Raw genomic sequence first — 21,227 nt, 5'->3', positions numbered from 1 at the left:
ATTGGAATATCGTGGTTTCGAGTGGCTTGTCGCCTTTAGTGTTGAAAATGGTCGTTTACTCTTCTACATCGACTTGTATGTCATCGCCGTATTTCTCTAATCGACGATACAGGGCGGCCCGTGAAATACCAAGGTTTTTCAGCGGCGACGAGTATATTGCCACCGTTGCTCTCTAATGCATGACTAATGAGAGTTTTCTCGGCTTCTTCCAGGGTCATTTGCATAAAATCATTGTCGTTAGACGACGCTATTAAACCCAAATCTTGCGTGGTAATTTCGTCACCCAGAGCCATTAAGGTAGCACGTTCAACACAATGAGATAACTCACGGACATTTCCCGGCCAATCATGCTGAACTAACGCCGCCTTGGCTTCATCTGAAAACATCAAATCGGGGCGGCGATATTTTGCTCTCAGTTTAAACAAGAATGAATCAGCAATAGCGACGATATCTTCTTTGCGATTTCGCAGGGGTGGGATATGAATCGTGATGGTATTGAGTCGATAGAGTAAGTCTTGTCGAAACCTTCCCGCATCGATTTCTTCTTTAAAGTCCACATTGCTGGCAGACACAATTCTGACATTGGCATGTTTGGTTTTTGACGAGCCCAACGGCTCGTATTCGCCAGATTCAAGCACTCGCAATAGCTTGCCTTGCAATCCTTTGGGGATATTGGCGATTTCATCGAGAAACAGTGTGCCTTTGTCAGCCATCTCGAAACGCCCCATTCGATTAGCTTTAGCATCAGTAAACGCGCCTTTTTGATGGCCAAACAACTCACTCTCAAATAGCGTATCAGAAAGAGCTCCCATATTTACACTCACCATAGGTGCTTTACTGCGTGTACTGAGATTGTGAATTAAACCAGCGAACAGACTTTTTCCTACTCCGCTCTCGCCCGTTAACAGTATGTTTGCATCACTGGCGGCAGTACGCTCAATAAGCTGTATGACTGGTTGCATACTAGGTGCATTGGCAATAACAGAGTCGATAGCGCTGTCTTGCTTAGCTGCTTCACTTAACCTTTTATTCGCTTGTTTTTCCTGCGCCAGATTGATTTGGTTGTTCAGCAAAGACAACAGCCGAGCATTGTTCCACGGCTTTTCGATAAAGTCGTTGGCCCCTAACTTGAGCGCATTCACACTCAGCTCTACATTGGCCCACGCAGTCATAACCACAATGGGCAGCGCTTTGTCGTGCTGCCTAATGTGTTTAATGAGCTCAATACCCTCTTCACCTGAGGTGGTATCTTTGCTGTAGTTCATGTCCATGAGAATGAGATCGAAACTGTCGCTACTCAACGCGCTTGCCACAGCCGCTGGGCTAGCGGCCTCGACAATGTCGTAGCCTTCCGGCTCTAGCATGAGCGACAAGGATTCACGAATGTGAGACTGGTCGTCAGCAACGAGTATTCGATATCCAGACATAAAGCTTTTCCTTGTTGTAGCGCTTTTATTCGTAATGCAATGCTTGTTGTGGATGTATTCGAGTAGCCCGTCTGGCAGGTAACCAAGTAGCCACTATTCCCACCACCATCAATACCACTGGCACAGATGCAAACGTCATTGGGTCTAGTGCATTAACCCCAAACAGCACGCTAGCTAAAAACTGTGCACTGATGAAGGCTATCACTACGCCAAACAAAGCACCAATAATCACTGGTTTAGACGTGTCGATTACAATCCAGCGTCGTATTGCATTGGGGCGAGCACCTATCGCCATACGAATACCAATTTCATTGGTACGTTGGGTAACCATATTGTCGCTAATGCCGTACACGCCAATACTTGCCAGCAACAATGCAACTCCTGCAAATATGCCCAACACCGTCAGTAGTAGCTTCTCACTTACAATCGAATAAGCGGTCAAATCTTCCATGGTTTCCAGCAATATCATAGGTGCAGTTGCTTCCATTTCTACTGAAGTAGTGAACATTTGATTTTTTACTGCGCCAGCATCCATGCTGCTCTTAACCAAAATAGTCATACCTGCGTAAGCGCGTTTTGTAACGGGTAAGAAAAATTCAGGTGTTGGCACAGATCGTAGCCCACGATGTTTTACATTACCTACAACGCCAACAACGGTATAGTCGCCTCCCATCCATACAGGCAAACTTAAGGTATTGCCTATCGCCGACCCGTTTGGCCATATGGTATTTGCTAAATACTCGTTGATTACCACTGCATTTGGGCTGTCTTTGGTATCTCGGTAATCAAATTCTCGACCTTCGATTAACGGGACTTCTAGCAACGAAAAGTACCCTGGTGTAATGGAGCGACCATTGGCCGATGGTTCTTCACCTTTAGGGACAAGCGGAGCGCCTGGGTAAGAATAGTTTACAGGATAATCGATACCTGTCCGGCCCATAGGCATCGTAGATGTAGCGGCAACAGCGGTGACACCGGGTTTGTTTTCAAGAGCATCTACCAGATTTAACCAATAGCCCGCGCGATTGGGTTGAGGCGTAAAATTATCAGGTAGCCAAATATGACCCGTCACTATGTTTTTAGCATTGAAACCTGTGTCTTGATCCGCCAATGAAAAATAGCTTCGCATTAATAAGCCAGCGCACACAAGCAATACAACGGCTACACACACTTCACTAGACACCAGCAAACGTCTGACTTTCTGACTGTTTTTGTCACCTGTCATTTTTCTACCCGCTTGCTTAATGGCATCAGTCAGTTTATTGGGGTTTACGAGTGAATACGCAGGAATTAGGGCGGTAGCGATAGCGGAAATACTGATCAACGCTAATGCCGCTAACACCGCACTTTGATCTAAACCGATTTCATGCAAGCGGGGTAACCTATCGCCCATAAAATCGCGGATCCATTCTAAAGACCACGCTGCCAACAACAAACCAACTACACCACCAATGGTACAAAGCAAGGCACTCTCTGTGAGGAGTTGTTTGAGTAACCTTTTACGCGACGCACCAACCGATATACGCACCGCAAGCTCCTGAGTTCTATTGGCGTACTGGGCAAACGTAAGATTCACCACATTGAGCACTGCAATCATAAATACCGCGAAAACAGATCCCAACAGTAGGTAAAGAGACTGCTTTGAATCACCTACCATGCTGTCTAAAACAGAGGTGTATTTGATTTCCCAAACACTGTCGCTTTCGCCAATAAGTTCATCGAGTAAACGCTCTATTGCGGTGGACTGTATTTTGGCTTGATTGACATCTAGGCCATCTTTCAACCGAGCGACAATATTGACGGGGCGATCGAGCTCGTTAATGGGTAACCAGAAATCTACAGAGGTAAACCCTGTCGAAGAATAGTTCGATGGCATAACACCAAGCACGGTAAATTCTTTGTTGTTTAGTTTGATGTCTCTCGACAAAATTTGAGGGTCACCAGCAAATTCGTTCTGCCATATATCATGACTGATCACAATTGATTGAGTGTTAATGTCTCGTTCTTCATACCAACGCCCGAGTGCAGGCTTAACACCGTACATAGACAAGAAGTTTTGGCTGGTAATCAACATAGTGAAAGGCACTTGAATGTCACCTTTACCCAATGTGACTTGATCGTACGCGTAATACGCAATTTCCTTAACGGGTACTTCCAAGTCTTCCATGCGTTCAACAAAGCCGATACGCGTATTAGTGCTGAGCTCACCCGTCTTTCGGTTTTCCAGCGTCATATGCACCAATTCATGAGAGTTTGGGAAAGGTAACGGCTTTAACAGCACGCTATTCACCAGCGTAAACATGGCGGTAGTCACTCCAATACCTAACGCGAGGGTGACAATAGCGATAAAGGAGAAAGTGGTATTCGCACGTAAGTTGCGAAAGCCATATTTTATGTCATCAAATAAACGGTCCATTTTCGCCTCCTACTGATTTGCAGCCATGGGATGAATAGGCACTTGCTCGTCGACCATTTTGCCGTCAAACAGTTGCACAACACGCTGCGCTAAGTCGTTATAGCGAGAGTCATGGGTAACCATACAAATGGTGGTGCCTTGCTGGTTTAGTTCACCTAATAGCTGGATAACTGCTTCACCATTTTTGGAATCTAAGTTACCGGTTGGCTCATCGGCCAAAAGCAATGTTGGTTCGCACACTAAAGCTCTAGCTACGGCAACACGTTGCTGCTGACCACCAGAAAGTTGACCGGGGAAGTGCCGTTTGCGGTGATCCATTCCTACCTTTTCTAAGGCCAATGCTACTTTGACTTTACGTTCAGCTTTGCTCATGTCATCGCGGTAAGTCAGCGGTAGTTCAACATTTTCAAATACACTTAAGTCGCCGATTAGATTGAATGCCTGAAATACAAAACCAATAGACTTACAGCGAAGTTGTGCTCGTTGATCTAAGTTAAGATTCTCTGTTGGGCTACCGTTAATTAAATAGCTCCCCTCACTTGGCACATCTAGTAAGCCAAGAATAGAGAGTAAGGTAGACTTTCCGCACCCCGACGGACCAGAGATAGATAAGAACTCTCCCTGTTGAATATCAAAGTTAATCTGAGACAAAGCGTGGGTTTCGATCTCGTCGGTGCGAAATATTTTGCTCACGTTTTGCAGTGAAATAATAGGCTTTGAAGTTGTCATAGTATTCTCCGTAAAACGTTGTTTATTGAACAATTTTGATGGCTTTGTGTTGATTAAATTCTGTCATATCCGACACGATAACAGTATCACCAGGTTGCAGACCCGCAATCACTTGTATTGACGAAACAGATGCTTTGCCCAGTTTAATATTGCGTAGCTCTGCTAGGCCAATATCATCGGTTAACGTAAACAGGCGAGTATCAGACAGCGCCGCTGCACCTGCGGGCCTGTCGATGTATAAGGTATCTTCAATTCTTTCGACCACTATGGTGCCAGTAACACTTAAGTCAGGGCGAGCACCACTGGGTAATTCTCCCGTAATTTCTACGTCAACTTGAACGTTTCCGTTGGACACTCGGGGATCGATGCGTTTTACAATGCCATCAACCAACCCATTGCGTGTATCTAAGGTAACAGGAAGGCCTAACTGTAGGTCCTGCACACGATTTTCCTGAATCTGCAATTCAGCCATCAATGAATCGGGGCGGGCAACACGAGCGATATTTCCACCCACTTCCACTCGTTGGCCAACGTCTACAGAAACTTGCTGTAGCACGCCATCAATATCAGATTTAATGGTTAACGCAGCAAGTTGGTCGTCGTACAGTTTTACCATGTTTCTGTATTTGCGCACGTTGGCTTGTTCTGCCAACAGCCTTGCTTCTACCACTTGGGTTCTGCGATTTTGTGTTTGTAAGCGTATCGCTAGCTCAGCTTCCGCTTGCTCTGTATGCAGTTGAGTATTGGCAAAATCCAACTCTGAGATGATGTTCTTCTCCGCAAGCGGCTTTTCTGCCTTTTCTTTTAGCTTCGCCGACGCCAAGGCCATGCGGGCTTGTGTGACGCGCAACTCTTGTTCGAGTGCTTCTTCTTCAAATTGTGCTTCTAATGCAAGTAAGTTAGCCTCTGCTGCATCCAACTCCCAACGGGCTTGTTGCAATCTGTTGCGTAAATCTGGATTAGATAGCTCAGCAATTACCGTTTCGGTTGTTACCAAGGCGCCGGGTTTAACAAGTACTCTTTCTACACGACCTGCACTGTTTGCCGCAATCCAACGAATTTGTGAAGGGGCTAATACACCAACGCCTCTGACTTTACGCGTAAAGTTACCTTGCTTAACGCTGCTGATCCAAATATCACTTTGATTCACCGTTGGGGCAGCAGATTGTAAATAGCGACTAGATAGAAATGCCAACGCTATTAATACCAATACCACTGCGCCGAGTTTTACATTTGGCTTTTTAAAATGCCGCTTTGTTTGGTTAACTGGAACATCCATTTGTTTCTCCAATGAGGTATACATGGTTGAGTTAACCTAACTTTGCTAAGACTGTGCCAACAGCACTTTAATTTCATAACCATATGAAAAATATAACAAAAAATACATTTCCAAGTTAATATGTAGGGTTTAATAGATCGTAGAGTGTCCGATATCAAAAATGACCTCTGCGATATCGGACAGTATGAATGTGTGGGGCTTTATACGAAAATGAGACGTATGGTGAAGAACTAGAATGATGATTGAGTATAAAGGTTCAAATGAGCGCGTATCACCATTTAAACGGCATCATCAATAGTGTTTTATAACTGGGTTGTGTATCACTAATTCCCGTGTCTTGCGTGCTAGCATCTTGAAAGGTCCCAAAAATTCGATCCCAGATAATGCACATACAGCCAAAATTAGTATTACTTTCACTCACGACTTGTGAATGATGGTGAATATGATATCGGTTGGTTGTAAAAAACCATCCAATCACTGCTGAATTGAGGTGAAGATTGCTATGCGCCAGTATTGCAGTAACAGTGGTTAGCGAGACTATCCCTGCGCCAACGGCTTCTCCTCCAAACAAAAAACCCACGATAGCGCGAGGTAGAATAAGAAAGAATGCTTCTATGGGGTGATTAGCAATGGCATTGAGCCCAGTTAACTTTTTAAAGGCATGGTGAGTGCCATGGCCAGACAATTTCCAAAACCATGCCCAGCGATGGGTCGCCCTGTGATACCAATAATTAACGAACTCATACGCCACAAAAATAAGCAAAACTTGAGCTAGTACTGGCCATTCAGAAGGCCAAAAATCCAATTGCCAAGCATGGCTTAAGTCAGTCAACCATTGAAACAAAGAAACTGCATACAGTGTTTCAACAGCGACATATGCACTACCGGCGACAAGCACAAAGCCCAGAAGCTTAATACTCTCACCTGCATTTTTCCGCCATTCGGACCTTCCAGGTAACAGCACTTCCAGCAAAGTGATAGTGCAAAATGCCAAAAGAATAAACAATGAATGTGTATCTAATGATGCATTGGTGTGCGCCAAATACAAAGACATAGCTATCAAACCAGGCTGCAATGCCCAATAGATAATTTCCCGCAATAACCACTCAAATGTTCCTAAAGCGTTATGGTAAGTGCTCATCACTAGTCCTTAGCCTGAATTGCTATATGACAACTGTATTCGCAAGTAATAGTTTGCTTCCACTACTAAGAGACTACCGTCCCACTAATCACTATAAAGATCAGGAAAGTGAAACTTAGCCATAGCCAGCGATAACGCCACTTCGTAAACGCTTTGGCGGGTAACGTGGTGATGCGTCAGCAAACCAATTGCACCACCTTGCTGTTTAATATTATGGGTATTGAACAACGCGTCCATTACAGTGCCCAACTCTTCCCCTTGTTGAAGGGCTTGGTACACACTCACCGGTAAGGGCAAGTTTGCGCTACGCCCTACCGACCAGCGGCCATTGTTATAAATTACCACATAGGCAAAAGTGGCGGGGCCGTCTTCAAACACGTCCACTCCACCTTCAATGGCCACATACCATGCGTTATTCACGCCACCGTCGTGAGCAATTAAACACGCCTCAACACGGTTGATAGCGCCTTGACGTGTTTCTTCTTCTGTCATGGGTTGATCAGCAACACCGCTAGGCACTGCCAAACCCACTGCTTGAAAATCTGCCTCAAGCACATCATTCAATGTATTGAGTGCCGCATCAATTTTAACGGGGTTTTGCGACCCCACATAAATAGCAGAAGTCATGCTTTTGGCTCCACAGGATTTGCTTTTATATCTTCAAGAAAGACGGAATAGTCGGTAACCGCTGGATAATCCGTAATATTTCTGTGAGGCAATTTGCTGTCAGGGTTATCCACTGCCAACAAGTGTTTAATACCGAATTGCTTTGCCGCGCCTAAGATGGGCAAGGAGTCATCGACAAACAAAGTGCGCTCAGGGTCAAAGTTCAGTCGACCATGTAGCTTTTGCCACAACAATTGAGATTCTTTGGTCACGCCAAATTCATGGGTAGAAATCAGTGTGTCAATATGTTCATCGAGCTGGGTATATTCTACTTTCAGTGACAGGCTACCCGGATGAGCGTTAGTCACCAATACAACCTGCCTACCGGATGCATGCAACGCGTGTAAAAAAGGAATGGTGTCGGGTCTCAACTCGATAAGATGAGCTAATTCACGCTTTAAGGGCATAATATCTAGCGCTAATGTCTCGGCCCAATAATCCAAACAATACCATTGAATTTGTCCACTCACGCTGTCGTAGTGTTCCATCATCTGCTCGCGGCATTCATCTTCAGGAATGCCTTTTTTCTCAGCGACCTTTTTAGGTAAGTAATGCATCCAGAACTGATTGTCATAGTGCAAATCTAACAATGTGCCGTCCATATCTAACAACACTGTGTCTATTTCGTTCCATGGCAGAAAGGGCAAGCGATTTTCCTCATAATGAAGTAAGCTAGTTACAGTAGGATATGATAACAAAGTTGTAGCCAAGCACATGGGAAAAATCGACCCGAATAAACCGTTGCCTCAAATTCACAGCCGCGAAGTGGTTGCTAAAAGCCGACTGTTCGCTGTTGAAAGTGTTGATCTCGAATTTTCTAATGGCGCCACCCGCCAATTCGAACGAATGACAGGTAACCATCGCGGTGCCGTAATGATAGTTCCCATGTACGACCCTGAAACACTCATACTCATTCGCGAATATGCCGCTGGCACACATTCATATCAATTGGGCTTTCCCAAGGGGCTCATCGACGCCGGTGAAACTGCGTTGGAAGCTGCGAACCGAGAACTCCAAGAAGAAGCGGGATTTGCCGCACGTTCGTTATCTGAGCTCCACAAAGTCAGTATGGCACCGACGTTTTTTAACGCATCAATGACTATTGTCATCGCTCAAGATCTCTACCCTCAGCAATTAGAAGGGGATGAGCCTGAGCCACTAGAGGTCATACATTGGCCTCTTAGTGAAGTTGATGCTTTACTTGCAAGAGATGATTTTATAGAAGCTCGCAGTATTGCCGCGCTGTTACTCGCTCAAAAGTGGTTTAAGGAGCAATAACCCATGTCAGAAGATACCCACGAAGACCTACTTGAACTCGCCAAAGCCGTTGCCATTGAAGCTGGAGAAGCCATACTCACCGTTTACGATAAAGGTGATTTCGACGCTTATCAAAAGGAAGATGACTCACCAGTAACTAGCGCTGATTACCTCGCGAACGACATCATCACTCAGCGATTATCAGAAGCAACGCCTCATATTCCTATTTTGTCGGAAGAAAACAAACACGCGAGCCTTGAAGAGCGAAAGACATGGGAAAGGTATTGGCTTATTGACCCTATTGACGGTACTCAGGAATTTATCGCCCGCAGTGGTGACTTTGCTGTGAACATTGCGCTTATTGAAAACAACCAGCCGAGTATTGGCGTTATTTTCTGGCCACCAGGACAGTCGCTGTACTATGCGCAAAAAGGTAAAGGTGCTTTTAAAGCCTGCCCTGATGAAGATAAGCAGATTTCGGTAAGAAAACTCGATGATCCTAAAAATAGCGTAGTGATGATTGCTATTAGCCGTCGACAGTCTCGAGAAAAAGTACTAAACCGCATGTGCGCCAAGCGCGTATACCAAACATTACCGCTGGGCAGCTGTTCACTAAAAGCCTGTTTTATCGCCGAAGGTAAAGCCGACGTGTTCATGCGTATAGGTGTGACTGGAGAATGGGATACGGGAGCAGCCCAGTGCATAGTATCAGAGGCAGGCGGAGCTATTGCGGCAGCCAACTTTGAGCCTTTGACCTATAACCAACGCCATTCATTGGAAAACCCAGACTTCATTATTATGGGCGACCAGCGAGTAGCATGGCAGGATGTTATTCAATACAACGACTTTGTTAACCCGCACACCCACTAAAGGAGTTTTTCATACAATGAGTTTACGTCACCGCGTTGCGTTATGTGCGATTGCACTTTCCTCGGCATTCCCGGCAATGGCAGATTGGAGCCTATCGCCAGACGAAAGTACGCTGAACTTCCTTAGCACTAAGAATGCGCAAATAACCGAAGTGCACGCTTTTGAGCGCTTATCAGGCACCTTGTCAGACAGTGGTGTATTGGAGGTTGTGGTTGATTTAACTTCGGTGAATACCAACATCGATATTCGCAATACGCGTATGCAAGAGATGCTGTTTAATGTGGCGAGCTTTGCCACTGCGTCATTTTCTGCCACGCTGCCCGACACACTCATGCAGTTGAGTGCAGGGGAATCAGTAAGCACTATGGTTGACGGCACCTTGTCATTACATGGCAACGACGTTGCGACTTCATTTGCGGTGCAAGTGAGTAAGCTTGATGAAAAGACCTTCTCAGTAACGACGACTAAACCAACCTTGCTGTCAGCAAGTGCGTTTGGGTTAAGTACTGGTGTGGAGGCACTTCAAAAAATTGCTGGTCTACAGAGTATTACTAGCACAGTGCCGGTCACCTTTACGGTCACTTTCACCGGTTAATTGTTATCGTTAATCGTCGTGCGCTGGATCATCTTCCAGCGCCAAATCCCGCTTCATTTTTATATCTACACTTTCATGTAGCTCCGAATATACCAGTACGGCTTCATCACTTTTGAGTAGCGCGAGCACTTGATCAACTTTGTCTTCTAGGCTCGTTTCAATTTCGCCGTAATCCGTGCCTTCTCGCAGTACAAAGGCTTCAGCGACGTTGTACAAGGTATCTTGGTCTAGCGCATCGATGGGAATGATCATACGCGTCCTTCATACTGACAATCAGGGTCCACGGGCAAAACGTCACTCACAAAACGCTTAACCCGCTCGTGCAGCCATACACGAGTGTTAAATATAGATCCTTGCATAAAGCCTACGTGACCGCCTCGCTCACTGAGTTCCATAGTTACATTGCGGGCCAACTCATGTTCTTTGGGTACAATAAGATCATTCATAAAAGGGTCATCAATACTGTGAAGTACCAATGTTGGACAATGAATGGCACTCATAAAGTGATACGCACTGCATTTTTCGTAATAGTCTTGGGCATCTTCAAAGCCGTGCAGTGGTGCCGTGATTTTCTCGTCGAAGTCGGAAAAATGCTTCATTTTTTCAACATCATCATCCGTCAACTGTATGAGTCGACGATAGTCAATGTATTCCATTTTTTGGCGCAACGTCGATTTCATACTGTTCAACAGATACTTTTGATAAACCCGTGAAAACCCCTGATTAATGGATTTAGCACACTCTGCAAGCTTGAGTGGTGCAGAGATAGAGACTGCTCCTTGTAGCCATTTTTGTGCTGGGTTTTCACCTAGAAGCTTTAACAGCATGTTCCCGCCCAATGAAAAACCCACCGCGACCTTAGGCAACTGAGGAAACTTTTGATGGATCCATTCTAAGAAAAAGCTGGGGTCTTCGGTTTCACCAGAATGATATGCCCGTGGCTTAAGATTGGGCACACCGCTACAACCACGATAATGCATCATGACTACCTGCCAGCCATTCTGAGATAGAGTTGCCATCATGTCGTTGGCATAATGCGAGCGAATGCTTCCCTCTAAACCGTGAAACATAGTCACGATCCCCGTTGGTGACTTGGGCTTTGGCCCCCACGCCACATCAACAAAATCATCATCAGGCAAAGTTAGCCTTTCTATGCTGTAGTTCAACGGCTTACGCTTTTGAATAAAACGCGGCCAAATAGTTTGTATGTGGCGGTTTCGTGCCCATGACGGCACTTTAAAACTGCTCTTAATTATTCTTCCGTGAGATTGGGGGACTTTGCTCATTACTCTTTCTACTTCTGGTGCTATTGGCACAATACCTGTGATATCAATGAACGGGCAACTTTTTGCTCTCGAAGGCCATACAGGTTCACAAAACTGGCAATACTTGCATTAAACACGCTACTTTGAGACTGGCCAACTTGGCTGGGTAAGCCATGCAAGCCCAGGGCTTTGGCAGTGGTAACAATAATGCCTTGCTGTTCTCGCTCCAAGTCTAATTCTTGCGCTTTAAGTGCCGCATAATTTGTACTGTCACCACTTTGATTTGGATGCATTTGCTTGCGTTTTGCACGGTGCAAAATAAGCTGCTGATCACTTTGTTCTACCGCGCTCGCCAGTGACTTAAACTGGGATAATATGACAACCACATTGTTTTCGGTGCACCAACAAAGAAACAGTAACAGGTTTACATTAACGCCATAGGTATCTTGTAACGTAAGGGCAAGTTCTTGCGTCTTTCCTCGCGCATACCGCTCGCACGTATAAGACCAAAACGTCTCACTTGTTAGGCTAGTTAGCGGCATCGTATTCTTCTCTCGCTTGCTCCATTTGCTCCTGCGCATCAAGCCAAGCCATTTCTTCTTCTTCCAAAGCTTGCTTATACGACGTTTGTTTGTCTAACCACGACATGAGTTCGTCTTTCTTATTGTCGTCGTACAAACTAGTATCAGCCAATGCGGTCTCGGCTTCACTTAACAAAGCACTGAGTGAATCCATTTTCTTTTCGTGCTTTTCAATGGCTTTTTTGAGTGGTGCAACTTGTTGACGAAACGCCGCTTCACGACGCTTTAATTCTTTGCGATCTACCTTAGGTGTAACGTCAATTTTGGTATTTTCAGAGGCTTGCGCATTTAAACGAGACTTCTCTTCAGACTGTTGCTTTAAAATCCAATCGCGATAGTCATCCAAATCACCACTAAAGGGGTTCACTTCACCACTGTCTACCAGATAAAAATCTTCACACACAGAAGACAATAAAAAGCGATCATGCGACACCAATACCATGGCGCCTTCAAAGCCTTGAAGCGCAATATTGAGGGCATGGCGCATTTCTAAATCCAAATGGTTGGTCGGTTCATCGAGCAAGAGTAGATTAGGTTTTTGATACACCACCAAAGCGAGTACCAGACGCGCTTTTTCACCACCTGACATGGGCGCTACGGTGGCGAGCGCCTCATCACCATGGAATCCAAATCCACCGAGGTAGTCGCGAAGTTGTTGCTCAGTGGCCTTTTCATCAAGGCGCTGAAGGTGCAACAAGGGGGTAGCCTCAGCATCTAGCGTCTCTAGCTGATGCTGCGCAAAGTAGCCAATGGCCAAGCCTTTTGCGGTTGAGAACACACCGGTAGTGGGCGCGTGTACACCGGCTAACAGCTTTATCAAAGTAGACTTACCTTGACCATTTCGCCCCAGTAAACCAATGCGACTCCCAGGCACTAAGTTTAGCTTTACTTGCTCTAGCACGACTTTGGTGTCGTAACCTAATTGTACCTCTTCCATCTGCGCAAGGGGATTGGGTAGTGCTGAGGGCATAGCAAAGTCAAAACTGAATGGACTAGCCGCGTGCGCAGGCAGGAGCGTTTCCATTTTTTCCAACTGCTTGATACGACTTTGCGCTTGCTTAGCCTTACTCGCTTTGGCTTTAAAGCGAGTGATAAAGGACTCTAGATGAGCAATTTTGGCCTGCTGCTTTTCAAATTCAATATTCTGCAAACGAATTCGTTCAGCACGCTGCCTTTCGTACGCCGAGTAGTTACCTGTGTAGGTAATCAGTTGCTGTTGTTCAACACTGATGATCTGCTCTACGGTATTATCAATAAAGGCTTTATCGTGAGAGATAAGAAATAGCGTACCTGCATAACGTTGCAACCATTTCTCCAACCAAATAACCGCATCTAAGTCCAAGTGGTTGGTCGGTTCGTCTAGTAACAATAAGTCTGATGGACACAGCAGTGCTTGCGCTAGGTTCAAACGCATACGCCATCCACCCGAGAAGTCAGTGACGGGTGATTGTAATTGTGGCGTAGAAAACCCAAGCCCAGATAAAATCGTTGCCGCGCGCGACTCCACATCATAGGCGCCAGCTTGCTCTAATTGCCCGTGAATTTGCGCTATACGAATGCCGTCTTCGGCAGCCTCTGCTTGTGCTAATTCTTTTTGCAATCCACGTAGGGCTTTGTCGCCGTCGATAACATAGTCGATGGCAGTGCGTGAAACTGCTGGGGTTTCTTGTGCCACGCTTACGATGCGCCAGTCTTTCGGTACTATGCAATCCCCAGCATCAATGGCGAGCTCACCCCGCAGCAAGGCAAATAAACTCGATTTTCCGCAACCATTGCTGCCTATAAGAGCAACTTTGTGACTGGGAAACACCTGCGCTGATGCACTATTAAGAAGTACCTTGGTGCCGCGCATAAACGACACATCAGTAAGCTTTATCATTAATGACCTTTTTTGAACCTGATTCCGCCCGCTATAGTATCAAAAAACCAAGCGTAAAAGCCGATCGCTATATTAAGAACCGAGGTATAATACCTCATGTGTCTACCAATACTTTAGGTTTACCCATTTTTATCGGCTAACCCGAAGCTCCAACTCAGTGCAGTAACCTTATGCAAAAGAAACTAAAACGACGTTTTGTGGCCGGTGCAACCTGCCCCAAGTGCCAAAAGCTAGATACCATATCATTGTACTATGAGAACAATGTGGAAAAACTTGAGTGTGTTGCATGTGGTTATCAAGAATCACAAACCGAAGAACAAGTGAGCGCGGCAACCCGTGAAAACGAAAACGTTATTGGAATTTTCAAGCCTCACTAGTACTAAACCGCTACGCTGTTATCAAAATTGTGGCAGGGAAGCGATGGACTTTTTACTGCACGCCGTGAACCCCTCCCTGGGGGCTCGGCTTCGCATTCATTTAGTAATGCGGTGGCGGTGTTTCTTCCGATTGCTTAGCAATATTCGACGGCTCAATAGATTTAACCCTGTCTATGACGTGGGTCAATTTGAAACGAAGATCATCCAATTGGTTCTGCTGAGAAGACAAAGCATCATTCAATGCTTCGATAGTGTGCTCTTGAAACGCGACTTTGGTTTGTAATTCTTCTATAAATTCGTTGGCCTGTGCCAAGCTCTCGGTGAGATCTTTAATCTGCTGTGCATCGCTCATGGAATATCTTACTCGTCTTTTTGCCAGACCTCAGCGAGGCCACTACTGCTTTCAGTGACAATGTTACCATCGGAGTTAAACCCAACGCCATAGACCACTGCCGTTGGTGGTGTAGAAGATTCTCGAGCAGCCACTTGCCACGATTGTTGTTGCATGCCCGTTTGGATATCCCATAAGTAGACTTGCCGTGCTGGCGAACCAGTAAGTAAATACTTACCATCTTCAGAAAATACGGCGTCGGTGAACATTTTCTGCCTAGAAATATACTTCAATGAACTGACAGGCTCTCCGGTTTGCACATCCCAAATTTGAGATTTCCGTTGGCTATCAGCGGTAAACGCAAAGCGGCCAAGATCGTCTAATACCACCTTGGTCACACGGGTAGGGTGAGTAAATGTATGAATGATTTGTCCGGTTTCGGTACTCCACAAATACGCGATGTAGTCGTTACCACCAGTGAGTGCAAACTTTCCGTTAGGTGACAAATCAATACTGTTCACTTTTTCTTGATGCCCCAAAAACTCTAAACGACGCTCGGTTCTTGGCTCGAAATACATCACATGCCCATTTGAGCGGGCAACTAATACACCGTTGCCATTATTAGAGACTGCAACGTCACGGATACTGGCTTCATCGATGCGCCAAAAACCCTCTGGCTCGCCTGTCTCCAAACTCCACAGCGCGAAGGCTTCTCTATCGGCGGTAATTACATATTTGTTGTCTGCAGAAATATGTAACGAGCCTACCGTATTGTCCGAACCGCCTTGGTGGCTCCAATTGAAAAGAGGCTCAGCTTCTCCAATTCGCCATACTTTAATGCCATTACTCACACCAGAGACAACGGCTAGGGTACCGTCAGTGGATACATCAGCGGCGTATGCGCCGTCGTCAACATGCCGCCATTGCGCAATTGGCGTAGTTTCAGGGTAGGTACATCCTGCCAACGAAATAATAAATACGACGAAAAGTATAAATCGAGGGAACAAATTGAGCCTAAACATAATCAAACGGGTTTCGCTTTGTGAACGCTAGGTTTACCATAGCACGTATTAGGGCGTGGTGATCCTTACGGTACGCCTTTTGTTCAGTCCAAGCGAGTCTAAGGCAATAAACGAGGCGCGAAGTTTGGTTATTCCAAATAAGCAACGAGTGAAGCAGCATTGGGCTCGCTTGGATGAACCTTTCAGGCAGCGATTGTTTGTCATTTATACAGCGTCAACACTCACTCATGTAGATTACTACAAGTCGTGAGAGTTTCCTTGTCTAAATGACAAACACTTCGCTGCAAAAACGTACAGTAAGGATCACCGCGCCCTATTTTTCTTATAACTATCGTGCAAATTGTCTTGGATGCGGCAATTTATAGTAATTGCACACAGAATAATTAATGGAGAGTTTTATGCAGAAGTCGCTCATAGCCCTGTCTACCTTTGCAGCACTGGGCTTGATGGCTTGTAAGCCAAGCACTAATGAAGAAGTATCAACTGAAGCCGCAGCAACCCCAGCCGCTGTTGAAGCGGTAGAAATGACCGAAGCTCAAAAGCACGCGTATGCTATGGGTGCAAGCATGGGTTTGTTCGCCAATGATCGTGCCGAGCAACAAGCACAGCTAGAAATGCCACTAGATCTTGAAGCATTAAAGCAAGGTTTCAACGATGGTCTTGCAGACCAGCTTAAATTCACGCCTGCTGAAATTCAGCAAATCGCACAAGAAGCACAGCAGGTAATGATGACTAAGCAACAAGAAATGGCTGCAATGGCTGCTGAGAAAAACATCGAAGCAGGTCTTGCTTACCTTGAAGAAAACGGCAAGCGTGAAGGCGTTGTTACTACCGAGTCAGGTCTTCAGTATGAAGTTCTTGAAGCGGGTGAAGGCGCAAGCCCACTGGCTACAGACACGGTGAAAGTACACTACCGTGGTACTTTGCTAGACGGCACTGAGTTTGATTCATCGTACTCTCGCGGCGAGCCTATTGAGTTCCCACTGAACCGTGTTATCTCTGGCTGGACTGAGGGTGTACAGCTTATGAAAGAAGGCGGCAAATTCCGCTTCCATATTCCTTCAGAGCTTGCATACGGTGAACGTGCTACCGGTTCTATCACACCTAACTCAACATTGATTTTCGACGTTGAGCTACTCGAAGTTATCAAGCCTGCTACTGAAGAAAGCGCAGAGTAATTTAACTTCCTATCAAACAGAAAAAAGCCGACGTTACCGTCGGCTTTTTATTAAAGATCACGTCCGTGACTACCTTATTCCTCAGGTGCTAATTGCGTCATTTCGCGGCGCACCAACCCGGCTAGTAAGTAGGGTTTTTCGCTAATAAAGGTATTCCGAATCCTCACTGTAACTATAGTCAAAATTCTAATTTCTGCCTGTCTAAAACCTGCGTTTTTTAAACGCATTTTATCTAATAGCGACCCAGTTATAACGAGAAGTTTTAACGCTGAGGCGCTCTTCTACGCTCTGGGTGTACTTTGAAAACCGCAAAGTGATTTAACAGTGCATGACCTATTTTGTAGCAAGTTACACCAACCACTAAGTAACCTGCTGTTATTAAACTATCAATTCGTACGACGATATCTAACAGTCCGTACAACACTAAAATTGCACCACTAATAAACAACAAAAAACCAATAATAGTGCCGCCTGCCGTTAACGAATTTTCGTTTCCATCCGGTGTTTCGTTATCGTGCATTCAGCTCTCCGAAGAAGCGAGACACTTACGCCAGTCTCGCGATACTAAAGGTAAGATCAATACTGCGACTTGAACCATGTGGCTCAATATCAATGTAGCGCGCAATTACCTTACTGTCATGTACAATTTGTGAGCTGTTTATTGGTTTTTAGAATATGTAACCCCATAACTTAAAGCATCGGTAATCAACCATTATCACTATTTTGAAAACCCCATTAATAACGCGCAAAGGCTATTTAAAGCTAAAACAAGAACTTGACTACCTTTGGCGGGAAGAACGTCCCGAAATCACCAAAAAAGTCACTTGGGCAGCCAGCCTAGGAGACCGCAGTGAAAACGCTGACTACCAGTATAATAAAAAAAACTTAAGAGAAATCGATAGAAGAGTCAGGTATCTGAGCAAGTGTTTAGAGCGCCTCAAAATAGTCGATTACAACCCACAACAAGAGGGAAAAGTGTTCTTTGGCGCTTGGGTAGAAATTGAAAACCATGACGGCAAAGTACTCACACTGCGTTTGGTGGGATACGATGAAATTTTTGACCAGAAAAATGTCATTTCTATAGATTCTCCCATGGCAAGAGCCCTTGTTGGTAAGCAAGAAGATGACGAGTTTGCAGTCAAAACCGAATTGGGTACCAAGGAGTGGTGGATCAACCGAATTTGGTACGACACCACAGACAAACTCTAGCCAAAGCTTCCCTAATATTTATTGGTGTTCAAGGGGCTTTATCTTGATATTGCGATAGAAAACTTCAGCCCCTTCGGCTTGTAATGCTATTTTTCCTTCAATCAGTGGTACCCAGTGCTTTTTGTTATCATCCCACTTTTTAAAATCACTCACTTCCATTACTACAATACCGTTTACCTTATGGATTGCGCGGTCACCTTCAACAATAATTTCCATTGAGTTCCATCCATCGACTTCCTCGTCTTGATTATGCCTAAATCGCAATATCTTATTTGGCGTTCCCAATGAAAAATAACGCTGGTTTTGAACCGTCTCATCAAATGTGTAATGGGTCACTGACTGTGGAGGATTAATCGTCAATGAACATGGATCAACCCAAGCACTCATTTTAGTGCCTATCGCATAAGCATCACCACTCTCGGATTGCTGTATCTGACTCTCCATACTCAGTGGCCAAGCGGGTTTTCCCATCCCATGCACATGATACAAGAGGCCGGCATCACGCAAAAGATCTAAGCGTGGTTCAAACTTTGCCTCTCCCCATTGATATTCCAGATACATATGAAAATGAGAGTAAACTTGTTGTGAGACCATAGCAGCATAGGGTTGTGCAGTAGCATGCTGTTTGCCCGCGTAAACGTGAATTACACCATCATCGACAACAAAGTAGTCTTCCGGTTTATGGTCGTCATTATAGTGCTTTACCAACATCAGGTCCCAACCATCTAAATCTACCCCATTAAACAAAGGTTCCCAGTGACCTTCCGAAGCAGCATATAGAGATGGTGATACCGAGCAAACGATGACAAAAATCAAAAGACGAGCCTTCTTCATGATCAGCAATTTTCCATCGAATGACTATACAAACACTACATTTATCAGTATTAAGTAATATTTATTAAAAACAAATAACATTATAGTTTTTATATAAAAAACAATTACTTATAAATAATAAAAATAACTTTCTCGCATGAGAGAGTAAAAAAAGCTTGATACTCTCTCAAAAATTGAAATATATATTAATATAGTATTACAATTATGTAAACCAACTGTGAGAAAACATGAAGATGAAAACACTTTTAAAATTGGCTCTTACTGCTTCAACTATTTTGATATCTACTTTGAGTTACGCTGGGGGGACTCTCGTAGTGTCGAATCAAACGGGTACTATTGTCATCGATGACAACAATGACTATGACGAAATAGTCATCCCAGCAGGCAAAACCCTGTCAGCAAATATCCATATATTAGCTGGACGTACTGCGGATGTTCTCATTAGGGGACAAAACAGAAACACATCAATAATTGCACCAAATGGTTTGTTCGGGCATGCCGATGCAGATGCGAAAGGTACAGCAGCGAAAAAGCGCAGTAATATCTATTCAGACTGTAACTGCACCGTTTCAATATCTACACTAACTAGCCGCAACCCAGAGAAGTACCATATACTCGGCGACACGAACAACTCGGTAATGCTAGCTGATAATATCAATATTCATACTAGAATTGGGCCAACTAGCGATATTCATGACTACCACACCACAGATGGATTTGGCGGAGGAATAGGTTCATCAATTAGTAATTCTGAAATTGATACATTCGATGATTCAATAAAGGTCTATCGTCAAGAAATGACAGTAGAAAACGTCACGATTTACCATAATCAGTACGGTGCACCATTTCAATTTGGTTGGGGAGGTTTTAATTACGCAAAGCTTATTCTAAAAGGCAATAATACAGTTATAGATAACGCCGCTAATTACCGACACGGAGTCTTTGCTTGGGTCTCAACTAACACTACTGGATTAGTTCGAAGAGTTGATTATAGAGGTAACTTCAATCACTTAGTCGCAAATGGGAAAGATAAATCTAAACTATACACCTTTGGTCACCTTTCTAATAATGCGCTTACCATAAATGGAGCTACTTTGAATCTTTTTGGTAGCAATTGTATTGCTTCAACGAACAGCAATACGGAATTTCGACTCACGAGCAATGCCGCTATTACCAATGGAATATATTGCCAGTAACCATGATAAATCACTGAGGTGTTAACCGTGAATTGCCCGTTTAGACAAAACAAATTCAGCGTCCTGTTGATAGCGCTAATCGGGCTATTTTATTATCTTTCTGTTTTTTGTACCCAGGCAGATGACACCCCTGATAGTCAACCAACCAAAAATAATCCGCTTGCGTATGACATTTCACTAGTGACTGAAACGCCGAACCCGTCATCACCAAAATCACCCGTAGATGACACTCATAATACTGAACTAAACCATGACTCTCGTAGCTATTTAAGAAATCTACTGTCTCATTCGCCCAGAGCACTCTCTGAGTACATAAAAAGTCACCCATCACTTACATCTATTCAAGCGTTTGCACTTTTCGACGTATTGAAGCAACTAGATACTCAGCACAAACGAAATGCATTTATGGAGTTAATTAACGCTGAAGGATCTATTTATCGCGCTATTGGCTTCAAACTAGCGGTGTTGTTATATTCTACAGAGCAAGATTCAAAGTATTTGTACTCAGAAGCATTGATCAATGGACTGTATCAAGAAACATCCGTGGAAGCGTCAATTGAAGTCATGCATGCCTTGAAACTAATAGGACCAGAGCATTTACTCACCAGTGATATTCGCACCGACCTTATGTTTAAACTATCACACAGCAGCAAAGATATTCGACTGAGTGCTCTCGAGCTATTATTAATGCTTCCTGAAGAGAGCGATACTACGAGATTGGCCACGGCATCACTTCATTCAGAAGATCATGAAACCGTAATTAGTGTCCTTTACGCCTTATCGAATTACCCAAGAACAGCACCACAATTATTAAGTAAGCTTCACCAGTTGTGTGATTCAAATGTGGAGCAGATTCGAGCGCAAGCAATACACTTGCTGAATACTGAATAGGTATTTGCCTGCAAAGGTCTTAGTTAACGAACAAAAATTTTTCTTCAATGTAGATCACTCTCTAGCACTCACGGCTCGCGGTGC

24 protein-coding genes are annotated in these 21,227 nt (G+C 44.5%); 9 read left to right on the top strand and 15 right to left on the bottom strand.

The genetic code is table 11. The features are described from left to right. Nucleotides 1–80: 80 nt before the first annotated feature. The 7 genes from EYS00_RS00780 to yrfG form a co-directional block, all read right to left on the bottom strand. Nucleotides 81–1,427, bottom strand: coding sequence for a sigma-54 dependent transcriptional regulator (locus EYS00_RS00780; RefSeq protein ID WP_242618594.1), 1,347 nt, complete (start codon nt 1,425–1,427; stop codon nt 81–83). A 25-nt stretch (nt 1,428–1,452) separates the two neighbouring features. Further along, nucleotides 1,453–3,843, bottom strand: a complete 2,391-nt coding sequence (locus tag EYS00_RS00775; RefSeq protein WP_130634677.1) for an ABC transporter permease — start codon at nt 3,841–3,843, stop codon at nt 1,453–1,455. A 9-nt stretch (nt 3,844–3,852) separates the two neighbouring features. Further along, nucleotides 3,853–4,572 carry an ABC transporter ATP-binding protein gene (locus EYS00_RS00770; protein ID WP_130634676.1) on the bottom strand — a complete coding sequence of 240 codons (720 nt, stop codon included), beginning with the start codon at nt 4,570–4,572 and terminating at the stop codon, nt 3,853–3,855. 22 nt (nt 4,573–4,594) lie between these two features. Beyond that, nucleotides 4,595–5,851, bottom strand: coding sequence for an efflux RND transporter periplasmic adaptor subunit (locus EYS00_RS00765; RefSeq protein WP_165399275.1), 1,257 nt, complete (start codon nt 5,849–5,851; stop codon nt 4,595–4,597). A 271-nt stretch (nt 5,852–6,122) separates the two neighbouring features. Further along, entirely contained in the window at nt 6,123–6,992 is an 870-nt protein-coding gene (locus tag EYS00_RS00760) for a sterol desaturase family protein (RefSeq protein WP_130634674.1), read from the bottom strand. An 84-nt stretch (nt 6,993–7,076) separates the two neighbouring features. Then, nucleotides 7,077–7,619 (bottom strand): inosine/xanthosine triphosphatase, encoded by a 543-nt coding sequence (gene yjjX / locus EYS00_RS00755; RefSeq protein WP_130634673.1) that lies wholly within the window; start codon nt 7,617–7,619, stop codon nt 7,077–7,079. After that, nucleotides 7,616–8,305 (bottom strand): GMP/IMP nucleotidase, encoded by a 690-nt coding sequence (yrfG, locus tag EYS00_RS00750; protein WP_130634672.1) that lies wholly within the window; start codon nt 8,303–8,305, stop codon nt 7,616–7,618. Before yrfG ends, yjjX begins: the two co-directional genes overlap by 4 nt. Nucleotides 8,306–8,372: 67 nt before the next feature. On the opposite strand from yrfG, the gene nudE reads away from it, so the two are divergent. The 3 genes from nudE to EYS00_RS00735 are packed head-to-tail and all read left to right on the top strand — an operon-like array spanning nt 8,373 to nt 10,380. Next, entirely contained in the window at nt 8,373–8,936 is a 564-nt protein-coding gene (gene nudE, locus EYS00_RS00745; protein WP_130634671.1) for an ADP compounds hydrolase NudE, read from the top strand. Between the two features lie 3 nt (nt 8,937–8,939). Beyond that, nucleotides 8,940–9,785 (top strand): 3'(2'),5'-bisphosphate nucleotidase CysQ, encoded by an 846-nt coding sequence (cysQ, locus tag EYS00_RS00740; protein ID WP_130634670.1) that lies wholly within the window; start codon nt 8,940–8,942, stop codon nt 9,783–9,785. Nucleotides 9,786–9,801: 16 nt separating this feature from the next. Continuing rightward, nucleotides 9,802–10,380: a YceI family protein gene (locus tag EYS00_RS00735; protein ID WP_130634669.1), complete on the top strand. Its 579-nt coding sequence runs from the start codon at nt 9,802–9,804 to the stop codon at nt 10,378–10,380. 9 nt (nt 10,381–10,389) lie between these two features. Here the strand turns inward: EYS00_RS00735 and EYS00_RS00730 are convergent, their stop codons facing one another. The 4 genes from EYS00_RS00730 to EYS00_RS00715 are packed head-to-tail and all read right to left on the bottom strand — an operon-like array spanning nt 10,390 to nt 14,105. After that, on the bottom strand, nt 10,390–10,632 hold the full coding sequence (locus tag EYS00_RS00730) for a YheU family protein (RefSeq protein ID WP_130634668.1): 243 nt from the start codon (nt 10,630–10,632) through the stop codon (nt 10,390–10,392). Then, nucleotides 10,629–11,666 carry a hydrolase gene (locus tag EYS00_RS00725; RefSeq protein WP_130634667.1) on the bottom strand — a complete coding sequence of 346 codons (1,038 nt, stop codon included), beginning with the start codon at nt 11,664–11,666 and terminating at the stop codon, nt 10,629–10,631. Before EYS00_RS00725 ends, EYS00_RS00730 begins: the two co-directional genes overlap by 4 nt. Nucleotides 11,667–11,686: 20 nt before the next feature. Next, complete coding sequence (locus tag EYS00_RS00720) at nt 11,687–12,187, bottom strand: TIGR02444 family protein (RefSeq protein WP_165399274.1); 501 nt, start codon at nt 12,185–12,187, stop codon at nt 11,687–11,689. Beyond that, complete coding sequence (locus EYS00_RS00715) at nt 12,174–14,105, bottom strand: ATP-binding cassette domain-containing protein (protein ID WP_130634665.1); 1,932 nt, start codon at nt 14,103–14,105, stop codon at nt 12,174–12,176. The genes EYS00_RS00720 and EYS00_RS00715 overlap by 14 nt, the downstream gene beginning before the upstream one ends. Nucleotides 14,106–14,275: 170 nt before the next feature. Here EYS00_RS00715 and EYS00_RS00710 point away from each other — a divergent pair, with 170 nt between their 5' ends. After that, on the top strand, nt 14,276–14,482 hold the full coding sequence (locus EYS00_RS00710; protein WP_130634664.1) for a YheV family putative zinc ribbon protein: 207 nt from the start codon (nt 14,276–14,278) through the stop codon (nt 14,480–14,482). A gap of 100 nt (nt 14,483–14,582) precedes the next feature. Here the strand turns inward: EYS00_RS00710 and EYS00_RS00705 are convergent, their stop codons facing one another. Continuing rightward, entirely contained in the window at nt 14,583–14,834 is a 252-nt protein-coding gene (locus EYS00_RS00705) for a SlyX family protein (RefSeq protein ID WP_130634663.1), read from the bottom strand. 8 nt (nt 14,835–14,842) lie between these two features. Beyond that, complete coding sequence (locus EYS00_RS00700; RefSeq protein WP_130634662.1) at nt 14,843–15,835, bottom strand: WD40 repeat domain-containing protein; 993 nt, start codon at nt 15,833–15,835, stop codon at nt 14,843–14,845. Nucleotides 15,836–15,914: 79 nt separating this feature from the next. On the opposite strand from EYS00_RS00700, the gene EYS00_RS20640 reads away from it, so the two are divergent. Both EYS00_RS20640 and fkpA read left to right on the top strand, forming a co-directional pair. Continuing rightward, nucleotides 15,915–16,085: a hypothetical protein gene (locus tag EYS00_RS20640; protein ID WP_207301669.1), complete on the top strand. Its 171-nt coding sequence runs from the start codon at nt 15,915–15,917 to the stop codon at nt 16,083–16,085. Nucleotides 16,086–16,233: 148 nt separating this feature from the next. Continuing rightward, a complete protein-coding gene (fkpA, locus tag EYS00_RS00695) occupies nt 16,234–17,013 on the top strand; it encodes an FKBP-type peptidyl-prolyl cis-trans isomerase (RefSeq protein ID WP_130634661.1) in 780 nt (259 codons plus the stop codon). Between the two features lie 262 nt (nt 17,014–17,275). On the opposite strand, the gene EYS00_RS00690 is transcribed toward fkpA, so the two are convergent. Then, nucleotides 17,276–17,533 (bottom strand): hypothetical protein, encoded by a 258-nt coding sequence (locus tag EYS00_RS00690; RefSeq protein ID WP_130634660.1) that lies wholly within the window; start codon nt 17,531–17,533, stop codon nt 17,276–17,278. A gap of 203 nt (nt 17,534–17,736) precedes the next feature. Here EYS00_RS00690 and greB point away from each other — a divergent pair, with 203 nt between their 5' ends. Further along, nucleotides 17,737–18,222, top strand: coding sequence for a transcription elongation factor GreB (gene greB, locus EYS00_RS00685; protein WP_130634659.1), 486 nt, complete (start codon nt 17,737–17,739; stop codon nt 18,220–18,222). A gap of 18 nt (nt 18,223–18,240) precedes the next feature. Here greB and EYS00_RS00680 read toward each other — a convergent pair whose 3' ends face one another. Then, complete coding sequence (locus tag EYS00_RS00680; RefSeq protein ID WP_130634658.1) at nt 18,241–19,056, bottom strand: DUF1080 domain-containing protein; 816 nt, start codon at nt 19,054–19,056, stop codon at nt 18,241–18,243. A gap of 233 nt (nt 19,057–19,289) precedes the next feature. Between EYS00_RS00680 and EYS00_RS00675 the strand changes: the two genes are divergently transcribed. Next, complete coding sequence (locus tag EYS00_RS00675; protein ID WP_165399273.1) at nt 19,290–20,252, top strand: hypothetical protein; 963 nt, start codon at nt 19,290–19,292, stop codon at nt 20,250–20,252. 27 nt (nt 20,253–20,279) lie between these two features. Further along, the gene (locus EYS00_RS00670) at nt 20,280–21,143 is read left to right on the top strand and encodes a hypothetical protein (protein ID WP_130634656.1); all 864 of its coding nucleotides are present in this window, start codon (nt 20,280–20,282) and stop codon (nt 21,141–21,143) included. Nucleotides 21,144–21,227: the final 84 nt, after the last annotated feature.

Origin of the sequence: Alteromonas sp. KUL49, assembly GCF_006538345.1 — a bacterium.
Taxonomy (GTDB): domain Bacteria; phylum Pseudomonadota; class Gammaproteobacteria; order Enterobacterales; family Alteromonadaceae; genus Alteromonas.
Note: the sequence above shows the minus strand (reverse complement) of the source record. Positions and strands in the feature narration are given on the sequence as shown.

Bases quoted from the DNA above. Each gene is read 5' to 3' on its own strand.
- fkpA (WP_130634661.1), top strand. From the start codon at position 16,234: ATGCAGAAGTCGCTCATAGCCCTGTCTACCTTTGCAGCACTGGGCTTG.
- EYS00_RS00735 (WP_130634669.1), top strand. From the start codon at position 9,802: ATGAGTTTACGTCACCGCGTTGCGTTATGTGCGATTGCACTTTCCTCG.
- EYS00_RS00765 (WP_165399275.1), bottom strand. From the start codon at position 5,851: ATGGATGTTCCAGTTAACCAAACAAAGCGGCATTTTAAAAAGCCAAAT.
- EYS00_RS00780 (WP_242618594.1), bottom strand. From the start codon at position 1,427: ATGTCTGGATATCGAATACTCGTTGCTGACGACCAGTCTCACATTCGT.
- EYS00_RS00725 (WP_130634667.1), bottom strand. From the start codon at position 11,666: ATGAGCAAAGTCCCCCAATCTCACGGAAGAATAATTAAGAGCAGTTTT.
- EYS00_RS00730 (WP_130634668.1), bottom strand. From the start codon at position 10,632: ATGATCATTCCCATCGATGCGCTAGACCAAGATACCTTGTACAACGTC.
- EYS00_RS00675 (WP_165399273.1), top strand. From the start codon at position 19,290: ATGAAAACACTTTTAAAATTGGCTCTTACTGCTTCAACTATTTTGATA.
- cysQ (WP_130634670.1), top strand. From the start codon at position 8,940: ATGTCAGAAGATACCCACGAAGACCTACTTGAACTCGCCAAAGCCGTT.
- EYS00_RS00715 (WP_130634665.1), bottom strand. From the start codon at position 14,105: ATGATAAAGCTTACTGATGTGTCGTTTATGCGCGGCACCAAGGTACTT.
- EYS00_RS00710 (WP_130634664.1), top strand. From the start codon at position 14,276: ATGCAAAAGAAACTAAAACGACGTTTTGTGGCCGGTGCAACCTGCCCC.
- EYS00_RS00700 (WP_130634662.1), bottom strand. From the start codon at position 15,835: ATGTTTAGGCTCAATTTGTTCCCTCGATTTATACTTTTCGTCGTATTT.
- EYS00_RS00770 (WP_130634676.1), bottom strand. From the start codon at position 4,572: ATGACAACTTCAAAGCCTATTATTTCACTGCAAAACGTGAGCAAAATA.
- EYS00_RS00775 (WP_130634677.1), bottom strand. From the start codon at position 3,843: ATGGACCGTTTATTTGATGACATAAAATATGGCTTTCGCAACTTACGT.
- EYS00_RS00690 (WP_130634660.1), bottom strand. From the start codon at position 17,533: ATGCACGATAACGAAACACCGGATGGAAACGAAAATTCGTTAACGGCA.
- yjjX (WP_130634673.1), bottom strand. From the start codon at position 7,619: ATGACTTCTGCTATTTATGTGGGGTCGCAAAACCCCGTTAAAATTGAT.
- nudE (WP_130634671.1), top strand. From the start codon at position 8,373: ATGGGAAAAATCGACCCGAATAAACCGTTGCCTCAAATTCACAGCCGC.
- EYS00_RS00705 (WP_130634663.1), bottom strand. From the start codon at position 14,834: ATGAGCGATGCACAGCAGATTAAAGATCTCACCGAGAGCTTGGCACAG.
- EYS00_RS00720 (WP_165399274.1), bottom strand. From the start codon at position 12,187: ATGCCGCTAACTAGCCTAACAAGTGAGACGTTTTGGTCTTATACGTGC.
- EYS00_RS00760 (WP_130634674.1), bottom strand. From the start codon at position 6,992: ATGAGCACTTACCATAACGCTTTAGGAACATTTGAGTGGTTATTGCGG.
- EYS00_RS00680 (WP_130634658.1), bottom strand. From the start codon at position 19,056: ATGAAGAAGGCTCGTCTTTTGATTTTTGTCATCGTTTGCTCGGTATCA.